This window comes from Wolbachia endosymbiont (group B) of Chesias legatella (assembly GCF_964026945.1).
In the GTDB taxonomy this organism is placed as follows: domain Bacteria; phylum Pseudomonadota; class Alphaproteobacteria; order Rickettsiales; family Anaplasmataceae; genus Wolbachia.
The window spans coordinates 787,811-800,372 of sequence record NZ_OZ034711.1 but is presented as its reverse complement, the minus strand read 5'-3'; the positions used below and the strand labels follow the sequence as shown (position 1 = coordinate 800,372).

The 12,562-nt window shown below is 34.5% G+C and carries 14 protein-coding genes; 9 read left to right on the top strand and 5 right to left on the bottom strand.

Annotated elements, in window-relative coordinates; all coding sequences use genetic code 11:
• Positions 1 to 9: 9 nt before the first annotated feature.
• The 6 genes from pyrF (at position 10) to AAGD65_RS03635 (ending at position 5,884) form a co-directional block, all read left to right on the top strand.
• Complete coding sequence (gene pyrF / locus AAGD65_RS03660; protein ID WP_264682732.1) at positions 10 to 690, top strand: orotidine-5'-phosphate decarboxylase; 681 nt, start codon at positions 10 to 12, stop codon at positions 688 to 690.
• Between the two features lie 875 nt (positions 691 to 1,565).
• Complete coding sequence (locus AAGD65_RS03655; RefSeq protein WP_319606767.1) at positions 1,566 to 2,729, top strand: phage major capsid protein; 1,164 nt, start codon at positions 1,566 to 1,568, stop codon at positions 2,727 to 2,729.
• A gap of 80 nt (positions 2,730 to 2,809) precedes the next feature.
• Complete coding sequence (locus AAGD65_RS03650) at positions 2,810 to 3,007, top strand: hypothetical protein (RefSeq protein ID WP_149168885.1); 198 nt, start codon at positions 2,810 to 2,812, stop codon at positions 3,005 to 3,007.
• Between the two features lie 405 nt (positions 3,008 to 3,412).
• The gene (gene dapB, locus AAGD65_RS03645) at positions 3,413 to 4,207 is read left to right on the top strand and encodes a 4-hydroxy-tetrahydrodipicolinate reductase (protein ID WP_264682729.1); all 795 of its coding nucleotides are present in this window, start codon (positions 3,413 to 3,415) and stop codon (positions 4,205 to 4,207) included.
• Positions 4,204 to 4,962 carry a phosphate ABC transporter ATP-binding protein PstB gene (gene pstB / locus AAGD65_RS03640; protein WP_264682728.1) on the top strand — a complete coding sequence of 253 codons (759 nt, stop codon included), beginning with the start codon at positions 4,204 to 4,206 and terminating at the stop codon, positions 4,960 to 4,962. Before dapB ends, pstB begins: the two co-directional genes overlap by 4 nt.
• Positions 4,963 to 5,029: 67 nt before the next feature.
• Positions 5,030 to 5,884, top strand: coding sequence for an ankyrin repeat domain-containing protein (locus AAGD65_RS03635; protein ID WP_264682727.1), 855 nt, complete (start codon positions 5,030 to 5,032; stop codon positions 5,882 to 5,884).
• 264 nt (positions 5,885 to 6,148) lie between these two features.
• Here AAGD65_RS03635 and dxr read toward each other — a convergent pair whose 3' ends face one another.
• Complete coding sequence (gene dxr, locus AAGD65_RS03630) at positions 6,149 to 7,324, bottom strand: 1-deoxy-D-xylulose-5-phosphate reductoisomerase (RefSeq protein ID WP_264682726.1); 1,176 nt, start codon at positions 7,322 to 7,324, stop codon at positions 6,149 to 6,151.
• Positions 7,325 to 7,351: 27 nt separating this feature from the next.
• On the bottom strand, positions 7,352 to 7,846 hold the full coding sequence (locus AAGD65_RS03625; RefSeq protein WP_264682725.1) for a hypothetical protein: 495 nt from the start codon (positions 7,844 to 7,846) through the stop codon (positions 7,352 to 7,354).
• A gap of 286 nt (positions 7,847 to 8,132) precedes the next feature.
• Between AAGD65_RS03625 and proS the strand changes: the two genes are divergently transcribed.
• The 3 genes from proS to AAGD65_RS03610 all read left to right on the top strand — a co-directional run bounded on the left by proS (position 8,133) and on the right by AAGD65_RS03610 (position 10,931).
• A complete protein-coding gene (gene proS, locus AAGD65_RS03620) occupies positions 8,133 to 9,392 on the top strand; it encodes a proline--tRNA ligase (RefSeq protein ID WP_264682724.1) in 1,260 nt (419 codons plus the stop codon).
• Entirely contained in the window at positions 9,389 to 9,763 is a 375-nt protein-coding gene (locus AAGD65_RS03615) for a holo-[acyl-carrier-protein] synthase (protein ID WP_264331129.1), read from the top strand. Before proS ends, AAGD65_RS03615 begins: the two co-directional genes overlap by 4 nt.
• Positions 9,764 to 9,854: 91 nt before the next feature.
• A complete protein-coding gene (locus tag AAGD65_RS03610) occupies positions 9,855 to 10,931 on the top strand; it encodes a hypothetical protein (protein ID WP_341810875.1) in 1,077 nt (358 codons plus the stop codon).
• 70 nt (positions 10,932 to 11,001) lie between these two features.
• Here AAGD65_RS03610 and AAGD65_RS03605 read toward each other — a convergent pair whose 3' ends face one another.
• Genes AAGD65_RS03605 through AAGD65_RS03595 form a run of 3 tightly spaced genes read right to left on the bottom strand, consistent with a single transcriptional unit; the run spans position 11,002 to position 12,561 of the window.
• Complete coding sequence (locus AAGD65_RS03605) at positions 11,002 to 11,736, bottom strand: hypothetical protein (RefSeq protein WP_264682722.1); 735 nt, start codon at positions 11,734 to 11,736, stop codon at positions 11,002 to 11,004.
• 59 nt (positions 11,737 to 11,795) lie between these two features.
• Positions 11,796 to 12,185, bottom strand: a complete 390-nt coding sequence (locus AAGD65_RS03600; protein WP_264377753.1) for a phage tail protein — start codon at positions 12,183 to 12,185, stop codon at positions 11,796 to 11,798.
• The gene (locus AAGD65_RS03595) at positions 12,160 to 12,561 is read right to left on the bottom strand and encodes a DUF3168 domain-containing protein (protein WP_264683431.1); all 402 of its coding nucleotides are present in this window, start codon (positions 12,559 to 12,561) and stop codon (positions 12,160 to 12,162) included. The genes AAGD65_RS03600 and AAGD65_RS03595 overlap by 26 nt, the downstream gene beginning before the upstream one ends.
• Between the last annotated feature and the right edge of the window lies 1 nt (position 12,562).

The window sequence follows — 12,562 nt, the reverse complement described above, 5'->3', positions numbered from 1 at the left end:
TACAAGATAATGAACCCAATAATATGCGCACTGGATACACAAGATTTGAATGAAGCCATATCTTGGGCTAATGGTCTGCGTGATAAGGTTGGCATGGTAAAACTTGGGTTAGAATTTTTTGCTGCACATGGTCCTTCTGGAGTGAGAGAAGTTGCAAAATGCAATGTACCAATTTTTTTAGATCTAAAATTGTATGATATTCCAAACACTGTAGCTAGAACAGTTGAAGCAATAAAAGCTCTAGATGTTGAAATGCTAACATTGCATATCAGTGGTGGAACAAAAATGCTTAAAGAAGCACTAAGTATAGTGCAAGGAAAGAAAATAAAGCTAATTGGAGTAACAGTACTAACTAGTATGGGCAATGAAGATCTGAGTGAACTCGGAGTAGCAAGGGAAGCAAAATCACAGGTAATTTTGCTAGCAAAGCTTGCAAAAAAGATTGGACTACATGGAGTAGTTTGCTCTGCACTAGAAGCTCAAGAAGTGCGCCAAGAATGTGGTAAAGACTTTAAAATTATTACTCCAGGAATCCGTATGAATCGAGGTCATGATGATCAAAAAAGGACAGCAACACCAAAAGAAGCAATAAATTCAGGAGCTGATTATATCGTAATTGGTAGACCCATTACAAAAAGTGGTGATCCCGCAAGTAGTGCAGAATTAATATTGAAATCTCTTACTGATTGAAGCAGGGCAGATATAGAGTAAAAGCAACAAACGGTATGTATCCGTTCAGCAGGGTGGCAAAACAAGGTAGACGAGAAAAGATAACTAAATGGGTGTCATCCTAGTGCTTGACACTGGGATCCAGATATAAAAAGTATTTGCAAATTATGCAGTAAACAATAGTCCTTAAGGACATATGTCAAAAACAATGTCCAAAAACTAGATCCCAGTGTCAAGCACTGGGATGACATCATAGACACGCAAAGCTACTTGTTTCAAAAACAGTATGTTAAACTAATTTTGCCTCGAACACAAAGGCAGTGCTTGACACTGTTTACTATGCAAATTGCCACAATGTTCGTACAGCTGTGACTGAAATGATAAAAAGAGGATAATTAAAGGATATCATTTGTTGTTTTGGCAAATTTGTACGGCTACGTACTTTATTTGCACATTCTCCTGAACAGATACTCAGTGAAAAAAAAGTGCTTGACACAAAAAAATGGATGCTGTATAGTACTGACAATTAAGTATAATACTTAGCGTGGTGTAATACTACACTGCTTTTTTTACTTCAACAAGTAATCATTATCATTTTTCTCTCGTTACCAAGCAGCTTACGTTCATTTGTATCTACCATGAAGCCAATGCTAGAATCCAGAAAAAAGACCGGTGAATGGCAGTATACATATACAGTTGTATGAACGTTGTTTACCATGAGGGCGCCTCCCAGCACTGGGATCCATATTGTAAACAAAGCGTTTGAGTTATACTAAGCTGCCATTCACCGGTCTTTTTTCTGAATGCAGTTTGCATGACAACAAAAAGGTACTGAGATTAAAGATTACCTTCAAATTACAATAACTATTCTAATTTTATTTTTAAAGGAGGCTATTATGTCACTTACTGATATCGCTCACCGTGTTAATGAACTCGCTTCATCATGGGAGCAATTTAAATTAATAAATGATCGCAAACTAAAAGAAATCGAAAGCAAAGGACCTGAGCAGCTATGCAAGATAAATAGTAATATTGATAATTGCAAAGAGCGCTTAGATTTTATTGAAACTTCAGCTCAACGTCCAGAAATTAGCACAGATTTTAATACAGGTGATAAATATTTTTCTGATTATATTCGCAAAGGAATGGAAAACAGGTTATCACACAAAACCCTAAGTGGAGATGACAATGATATTGGAGGGTATTTAGTTACTCCTCATATTGTAAAACGGATAAACAAGCGTATAACTGATTCATCTCCAATGCGGCAGATATGTTCTAGTCAAAGAATCTCTACTGAAACGCTGGATTATATTATAGAAGATTGTGACCGTGCTGGTGCAGGTTGGAGTGGTGAAGTAGTAGACGACGAAGATGGTGGCTATAAATCCAAGTATGATTTTGCACAAGACACAAGTACACCTAAAATTCAAAAGATTTCCATCACAACTTATGAGCTCTATGCTCAGCCGCAAATATCACAAAAATTGCTCGATGATGCATTTGTCAATGTTGAAAATTGGCTTGTAGAAAAGGTTGCCGAAACTTTCAGTAAGAAGGAGAATGAAGCCTTTATTAAAGGTGATGGCACTTTTCAACCTAAAGGAATTTTAACTTACGAAAATGGAAATGGTCATAATAAGATAGAGCAAATTAAAGCTGATAAGCTAGACAGCGACGCCATAATGATATTGTACTACTCTCTAAATGAACATTACTCTAAAAATGCATCATTTTTGATGAACAGGAGTACGTTAAAGGACGTGAGGCTACTAAAATCTGAAACAGGTCAGTATCTTTGGCAGCCGAGTTTATCGCTTGAAACTCCAGATACTTTGATGGGAATACCGGTATATCAATCTGCTGATATGCCACCTACAATGATTGCAGTAGCGGATTTCAAACAAGCTTATAAGATCGTAGATAACAGAGGAATGAGAATATTGAGAGACCCTTATACAAACAAACCTTATGTTAGATTTTTTGTCACTAAGCGCGTTGGTGGAGAAGTTGTAAACACCAGCGCTATTAAATTGTTGAAAATTGCAAGTAAGTACTAAAACTTTATATTATTTTATAAAATAGTTGACTTACCATGCTTTTTATATAATAATAAAATTATTAATTTAAGGAGTAAAATATGTTTAAAAAAATAAAAAACTTTTTTAAGTGGATTGCTGATCACATAGGAATTTCATGGATTGCAAGAAAAATTTCATCAGGCTGTAAGCGGCTGTTTGGTGGTAAAAAAAGTGAAACAAGTGTTGCGAAACAAAGCATATCACAGCAAGGACAATCTTCAGGTAAAACTACTATTGAAGAAAAAAACAAGAGTTAATAAATGCTTTTACTGCATCTCTTTCTAAGTTTAGAGAAGATTTATCTGATCTTACTCTGAGGAAGTGACTACTGAATCAGAGGAGTTTTATGATGCAGAAGTTACATAACCAAGTTCAACAACTCGAGCACTAGCAACAGAAAGACATTGTGTCTCTAATCCGAGTATAGTAGGAAACGGTTATTATTAAACCAAATCCTTCACAAAAGAGCACCAAAGTTGGTGCTCTTTTTTTCTTTATAAGTTTTCTCCATAGGAGAAAATTGACTAATTACAATTTTTCGTATCAATTTTCAATAGATTCATCGATGTATAGCTATAGTTTTATCAGTGTAAGGCTAAATATGCTAAGCTTATAAAGATGACAAAGCTTCAAAAAAAGCCTAACATAGTGGAAAAAGCTTTATGAAAATCAAAGTTGGAGTAATAGGCTGCTTAGGCAGAATGGGTAAGAAAATACTCAATGAATTAATTACGAATACCAAAGTGGAAATAGCAGGTGCTGTTGCTCGCTTGGGCAGTGAGTATATAGGCTTAGATATTGGGCCTATTGTAGGCAATAATTGCAATTTAGGAATCAAAGTTACAAGTTCTATTAGTGAGGTATTTGAATCGTCCGATGTTGTAATAGATTTTACAACTAAAGAATGTATGCTAGAATGCCTTAAGGCGGCCGTGAAATTTAAAAAACCGCTAGTTAGTGGCACAACTGGAATAGAAGGTCTAAATTTTAAAGAATATGCTGCTAAAGTTCCAATATTATGGTCAGCAAATATGAGTGTTGGAGTTAATGTGTTGCTGAAATTGGTAAAAGAAGCTGCCAAGCTTTTAGGTAATGAGTATGACGTTGAAATTTGGGAAATGCATCACAATTTAAAAAAGGATTCACCATCTGGAACAGCTATAGAGTTTGGTAAAGCAGTTGCTAACGCTGCAAAAGTGGATTTTGAGCTCAATCAATATTCACATAATAATTCAAATATAAGAGGGAAAGGAGGAATAGGCTTTGCAGTATCTCGTGGAGGTGGAGTAATAGGAGATCACAGTGTCATGTTTGTCAATTCCGATGAACGAGTAGAATTAAATCACAAGGCAATTGACCGCACAACGTTTGCTAGAGGGGCGGTTCAAGCAGCAATATGGTTGTGCGAGAATAAACAGGAAATACCAGGACTTTATTCAATGCAGGATTTAGTATGAGCGATAAATACGCTTTCGTTAAAAATTTAAATCTTTGGTATGGCTCTAAACAAGTTTTATTCGATATAAATTTGAATATTTGCAAAAAGAAAGTCACAACTTTTATCGGACCTTCTGGGTGCGGTAAATCGACATTTTTGCGTTGTTTTAATCGTATGAATGATTACGTACCTGGATGTAGAGCGACTGGTGAACTGGTAATCGATGGGCTGGGTAATATATATTCACGTGATATGGATGTTGTATTGCTCAGAGCAAAAGTTGGTATGGTATTTCAAAAACCCAACCCTTTTCCAAAATCAATATATGATAATGTTGCTTATGGGCCTAAATTGCATGGCATGGTGAAAAATAAGCAAAAATTAGATGAAATAGTAGAAAGTAGTTTAACTAAGGTTGGTTTATGGGAAGAGTTGAAAGATAGATTGCAAGATAGTGCACTAAATTTATCTGGTGGCCAGCAACAAAGATTATGCATTGCTCGTGCAATTGCAGTAAAGCCAACTATTTTATTAATGGATGAACCATGCTCTGCCCTTGATCCAATGGCAACCAACGCAATCGAAAACCTTATACAAGAGTTAAAATTGAGGTTCACCATAATTATGGTAACTCATTCGATGAAGCAGGCTAAAAAATTATCTGACAGCGTAATTTTCTTTTGCAATGGCAAGATTGTTGAATTCGGAAGTACTCAAGAAATATTTGAAAATGCTCAGTCTCCTTTAACGAAGGAGTATATTCTGGATCATTAGCTTAATAGTTGATATTTTAATTTTTTCTATGTATAACTTATCAAAGTTTTAATTATAGGAAAGTAAAATGTTTAGTACAAGTGAGGCAACAAAAAAGTTGTTTAAAGCTATTGAATTTCAAAATGCTAGTGGTGAAAGAATAACACCTGAGGAAGCTTGGTATCATTTTCAACAAGCATTGAAAGAAGGAGCGAATGTTAACGCGTTTGAAGATGGAATGACACCTTTGATGTCCATCCCCCTAGCTTTTAGCTCTAGTAGTTATGAAGAGCAGTCTAAGTTAGAGAGTATGGCTAAGTTGCTTGTAGAACATAAAAAAATCGATTTAAATATTAAAAGCAAGCAAGCTATTATTGAGAAAAAACCAAAGGAACATGATGGTTATCCAGTGTACGAATTTGAGGGGAAAGAAGTAGTAGATCAGGGTAGAGGGGGTTGTGTATACCTTAACAATTCACAACCTGTTAATAAAAGATTTATACCTCAAAATTATGCTCGTGCAGAGGAGGAAATTAAGACCGGTAAGAAGAAAAAAAACACAGCTTTACACATTGCTTGCCAGTTTGGTAATATAGATATGGTAAAAATATTACTCACACATCCAAATATCAAACCTAATATTAAAAACTATGAAAACGAAAGTCCAAGAGATTGTATTGCAGAACATGTTAAGGAAATAATAGAAACAGAGTTCATAAAGGTAGAAGAAGTTGCTCAAAAAAGGAAACAAACTAATTATGCTTGTGCTTTTTTGTTATCTGGAGTACTTGCTGTTGGTCTATGTTTCACAGTTTATAACCCAGTTCCGTTTGCTGCAGCTGCATTGCTGTTCTTTGCAATAGGATGTGGTTTTCTGTATAGAGCAAATACAGTTCTTAACGATGTAAATTTCTCTCAGATTGATTTCGAACATGCTAAGTGATTTATCTGTTCAGGTAAGGTGTCATTCCAGCACTTGATGCTGGTTTTCATTTAATCTCATTGAATTTAGCATAAGCTTTGTAAATTTTTCTAGATCCCAGTGTCAGCTACTAGGATGACATTATGGAAATCTGGATCACGTTGTCAGCTACTGGAATGACATTATGGAATACAGCTTTTTGATCGAAAATGTTGTCTTATCTGCAATGAATTTTGCTGGATAGCTACACCCATTTAGTTGTCTTTTCTCGTCTACCTTATTTTATCACTCTGCTGAACAGATACCTTTACTTTTTATGATTTCATTGGCAAGAATACGGCTTTCAAAATCGATACTTGTTATGTCGGATAGTGAGTTAATATCAGAGTACTTGTCAAAGTTTTCTATTGTTGATTTTACTACCTCTACTACTTCTAAAAAGCCGATTCGTGATTTCAAGAATTCATTAACAGCTATCTCATTTGCAGCGTTCAAAACAATACTATTTGTATGTGAAGAAGAAGAATTTAACACTTCCATGCTTAGCTTTAGTGAAGAAAAACATTTGTGGTCTGGTTCTTGAAAGGTCAATTTTTTTTGTTTTGTTAAGTCTAACTTGTAGTTCAAAGTTGATCTTTCTGGCCAAGACAAAGCATATGCAATGGGAATTTCCATATCAGTTTCTGCAAGCACAGCAAAGCTGAATCCATCGTGATAAACGACAATTCCATGTACTATCGATTCAGGGTGCACTACTGCTTCAATTCTATTTGGACTAATATTAAACAAATGATGTGCTTCTATTATTTCTAGTGCTTTATTCATCATTGTTGCACTATCAACTGAGATTTTCTTTCCCATTTTCCAAGTAGGGTGACTTAGTGCCTGATTTACTGTGATATTTCTTAATTGTTCAAGGCTATAATTTAAAAATGGTCCACCAGAGGCAGTGAGTATAATCTTTTCTACACATTTATCATCATTTTGCAAAACTTGAAAAATTGCGTTGTGTTCAGAGTCGATGGGAATTATTTGTACGCTCCTTTCTTTAGCTTTTTCAAGCAGTAACTTGCCACCACAAACAATGCTTTCTTTATTTGCTAGAGCAATAACTTTAGTACCGCTTTCTATAACCTTTATAACTGGCTCAAGGCCTGCGATGCCAACTATTGCAATAACTGAGAGATCAACGGGTAGAGAAGCAACATTTGCTAGACCTGGAGCACCAACTTCTACTTTGACGTTTGTACCAAGTAGATCTTCTTTTAAATCTTTGTAGAACCTTTCATCAGAAATGGCAGCATATTTTGCATTAAGCAGTTTTGCTTGATATGCAAGTAAATTAAAATTCGAATTGGCACTTAGTGCTTCCACCTGATATTCTTCCTTTCTCTTTAAGAGCAAATCTACAGTCTTTTTTCCAATGCTTCCTGTTGATCCTAAAACTGAAACTTTTTTCACTAATTACAATAAAATCTTCTTAGTTATTTAGTAACCAAGCTCATGATCATCACCAACATATGGTGAAGGACCAGGTGAAAAAGATTGGCCATGATGATCACCTGCATCATGCATATCATGCAAACCATCAGCACTATGAGCCATTTCATTGCTAGCGTGGGGATAATCATCTGGATTAAGTCCTCCATCACCGTGATCCATATCCATTCCTTCTGATGGCATATCTTCTCCACCTCCACCTGAAAAATATTCCGCAAGGTTTTCAAGAAATTTTATGCCAAACATATTACCTGATTTCCCAAATAAAGTTACTAGACTGCTACCACTGACCAAACCTTCAAACACATTATTATAAGCAGCAATTGCTCCTTCATGAAAGTTGAACATCCACTTCATTCCATCCACAATTGTTGCAACAGAGTCACTATGACCAAGACCGAAACCACTTTTCTCACTAGCGGCTTCCTGGTGTTGCTGCTGTGCCTGCCATTCTGCAATATTTGGACCTTGTGCTTCACTCATAAACTTTTATTCTAAGCCTTAAGCTATTATTTTACCAAAAACACTGTAAAATATCAATTGTTTAAGAGAGGTTATCATAAAAATAGCTAACACTAAGCTATTTTTATGATTCTGATTACTCTATACCAAAACATCGATGATGTGCTGTGATAACAAAGTGATGACTTGAGGTTTAAGATAGCTTCTATTTCTTCTTAGAAGACTGCTCCTCTCTCTTTCCTTTTTAAATAAGTTTACCTACAGGTCTGATTGTATTAAGATTACTTAGTACAATCAGATTTATCAAATGCGCTTATCTCAATATTACCTGCCAACTTTAAAAGAAACCCCTGCTGGTGCTGAAATTATTTCTCATCAATATTTATTACGTGCAGGCTTAATCAAGCAGACAGCATCTGGAATTTATTCTTGGCTGCCGCTTGGTCTTTTGGTACTTAAAAATATTGAAAATATTATCAGAGATGAAATTGGTGCAATTGAAGTGTTGATGCCTTGTGTGCAGCCAGCAAGTCTTTGGCGAGAGTCAGGACGTTACGATGATTACGGCAAAGAAATGCTACGTATTAAAGATAGGCATGAAAGCGATATGCTTTTTGGTCCAACACATGAGGAGGTGGTAACTGATTTGATTAGAAATACGGTAAAAAGTTACAAAGATTTACCACTTTGTTTATATCAAATTCAGTGGAAGTTTCGTGACGAAGTAAGACCTCGTTATGGCGTTATGAGAGGCAGGGAATTTCTGATGAAGGATGCATACAGTTTTGATGTAGATTACGAAGGTGCACTGAATTCATATAATTTGATGTATAAAACTTACATAAAAATCTTCAAACGCATGGGGCTTACTCCAATTGGAGTGAGGGCAGATACAGGACCAATTGGAGGAAATTTAAGTCATGAATTTCATATATTGGCAAACACCGGTGAGAGCACTCTATATTATGACAATAAATTTTCTGAACTGCTAGAGAGTGAAGATATTGAAAGCCTGAAGAGCATATATGCAGTTGCAGACGATATGCATGATCCTAAAATTTGTCCTATACCGCAAGAACAGTTAAATGTTAGTAAAGGTATTGAAATAGGGCATATTTTTTATTTTGGTGATAAATATTCGAAACCTATGAAGGCAAGTGTTACTTCTCAAGATGGAAAAAATGTTAACATACATATGGGTTCATATGGCATTGGAGTTTCAAGGCTTGTTGGCGCAATAATAGAAGCTTTCCATGATGATAAAGGAATTATCTGGCCAGAGGCAGTAGCTCCTTTTAGAGTTGGTTTAATCAATCTACAAACGAAAGTAACGGAGGCCGCAGATAAAATATACAAAGCTTTGAAAAGTGATAAAGTGCTTTACGATGATACGGACGAAAGTGTAGGAGTGAAATTTGCCAGAATGGATCTGATAGGCTTGCCGTGGCAAATAATTGTTGGAAAAAAAGTAGTAAGTGAAAATACAGTTGAAGTAAAAAATAGAGCAACTGGCGAGGTAGAGGAAATACAAGTTGAAGAAGCAATAAATCGTTTTAGCGCAAAATGATATACGGTATTGGCACTGACATAGTATATATACCCAGAATATTGAGAATATCACAAAAATACGGGGAAAAATTTCTCAATAAAGTCTATACTAAGAAGGAGATAGAGATAAGCAAAAAATATAATAGCCAAGAAGTAAGAGCAAAATATTTTGCTAAACGCTTTGCTGCAAAGGAAGCTTTTGTTAAAGCGCTAGGCACTGGATTCAGCCAAGGAATTATAATGAAAGATATAGAAATATACAGTAACATCAGGGGAAAACCACATCTTGCTATGACAAAGGATTTCATCTCGAAAGACTACAAGATACACCTTTCTCTAAGTGATGATCAAGATTATGCTACTGCGTTTGTTGTAATTTGCGTTGAGTAGATATTATTTAATACACATACTGCATAACATGCTATTTTAATAATAAATTTACTAATAAGTATTAAAATATTAATTTACTAGGAGAAATTTTATGTTTGGAGAAACCAGCAAACTCAACGCAGTAGATACAAAAATTAAATTTAGAGACTTTATTGAAAACACTAACGTGGTAGATTTATGTAAAAAGGAATATTGCATAAGTACATTACATGCAGCACCAAAACGTATAATATTAAATAAGACCATTGAAGAAATATTAGAGAAATTTAAATCAGGCGAAGCATTAGGAAATGACCTTTCATCATGCCAAAGAGAATGCTCGGATTTGAGAAAGGCACAAGCTATCCCAGGTAAAGCAAAATCAGAATGCGATAGCCGTTGTAGTAAACATTATAACTTGAAACCACGTGATAAAGTTGAACATGATTCTTGTAAAAAAAAATGTATCAAAAATGAAGAAGCTATAAAAAGTGCAGCTAAAGAATACTATGAAAATAAAAAAGAAGAAATAGCACAAAAATTATCAGATGATGAGATTGAAAAACATAAAACCCATATGAAGTTATTAATAGATAAGAAGTACGATAAATTAATTGAAGACGCGAATAAACAATTCCGAGAAAGTCAGTTAAACGCAGAGAAAATGAAAGGAGATCAAGAAAAAAGAATAAACTTATTAAAAAAAGAAACGTTAGTAGTAACTCAAAATGTTGATGCTGAGAAAATGAAACAAGAATTGCTTGATAAAATAAAAGAGCTTATGAGTCCAAAACAAGAATTTTTAAATTTACTTGTTAAAGAGAATTACGTGGTAGATAAAGTATGTAAAAATGATTATTGCAATAAACAAGAAGAAAAAGAACTTTCTAAATGCAATTCAGAATGCGAGGATAGCAAGGAATTTGAGATTCTCAACGACAGAGAGTATAAAGAATGTAAAACAAATTGTCAAAAAGAAAAAGAATCTAAAAAATACGAATGTGAAGGAAGATGTTATTTAAAACAAGAAGATATAAAGAGTGCAGCTAAGGAATACTATCAGGAAATAAAAAATAACACATCAAAAGAAAAATTTGATGCCAGTAAAATGGAACAAGGGTTTCTTGATAAAGTACAAGAAATTATGGAAAATACATTTCCTTCAGAGTTAGAGTATTCTGTATTATAGTACTGAACTTTGATTAGGTGGAAATGTAAGAAGTATAGTTTCAAAAAAATTTTTGAAACTATACTTTGACCTACACAGATCGACCTTTCTGTGAATCCTGGTTTCTGCTTTCTTCAACTTGTTTTGCAAAAGACGTCTCTTGTGTATTCATATGTTGAAGTGGTTTAGCAATTTCGCGCACAACAGCAGCAACTGCAGTTAAAAACGCCTTGAATAATCCACCTAAAACTCCACCAACTGCTTCTCTACCGTACATACGAGCTTGCTTTTCATTGTCATCAGCAGTTTCCCCTGCCCTCCTTCGTGGATCCATTCTATGAGCAATAACTGAAAACAACACCCCCCTAATTGAAGACTTCACTCGTGCTTTTGCCTTCTGAACATCTTCATCACTTGCTACTTCATGTTTTTCCCTACTATTCATTAGCTCCTTTTGTTGTTGAAAACTTAAGATCTCTTCCATCAGTTGTTTCTTTCTCTTTTCCAGAACTCTTTTCTTGGACTCTGATTTATCGCGAGTGTGTTTTGTGGTTTCAAGTTCTACATCAATATCCTCAGATGCTGCTTGGCTATATAAGGTTTCTATGAGCCTATCTATACTTCGCTTTACTTGCATAGTCCTTTCGTAACTATCTAAATTATCAACTCCTTCATCAATTTGACTTAAAATATCCTCGAAAGGTTTTAAATACTCTTTAAATTGCTCTTCGAGCTGATTTTCATTCTTCAAATTCCTTTCTCTTCTGTCATCGCTATTCTCTTCAACATTATCATCGCCTTCTTCGAAAAGATCCTCATCGTTCATAATTTTTTTTTAATTTATTCCCACTTATTATTATTGTATATGAAAAAATTAAATTAACACTAATGAAAAGTGTTCACAACTTCAGCACTGGCTAAAACTACAGTGAAGCTGTCAAAAGTGGCAGGATCATAATATCTCTCATACAATTCAACCGAACACCTGAGTTTTATCTTCTCCTTAGCATTAAAACTAATCTCATAATCATTATTAGAGTTTAACATTGCAGAATTACGCAATAATTCATCAGCCAATACTGAATTTAAAATGCCATTAATTTTTATTGTAATCTTTCTACTTCCAACACAATCAAGCACTTTTCTCCAGCCAAAAGAGGAAATATCTTTCATCTCCTCTTTGTTATTACGCAAAGTAAACCTTAAGTTTCGTATATTATTCAGCACAACAAAATTATTGTCATGACCTTTAATTTTCAGCTGTAATTTGCTCATCGCTACCTCCTTGTATTAAAATATCAAAATTAATTGTTGAATGTAAAACTTCATCATGCTGATTTATAGCACAATTACTTTCCAAAATGGTCTCACTACTAATGCTCTTTACCACCAAGCTAACATGCTTTATAGCAGCAAGCATGCTGCTTATATGATAAGTATATATGTCGCATGAAAATCTTACTTTTGTAGCAAAATTAGATAGCATATGCAGGTTAACATAATTTACTATGCGCAATCTCAGATAAGGAATAGTAACCTGCTTAGGCAGGTAATCATAGATGTTAGTAACATATTTCTTTAAATTAGAGTTTGCTTTTAATGCTGCATAAATACTATTATACAACTCATTTATAATTTGAATTTTTTCCATC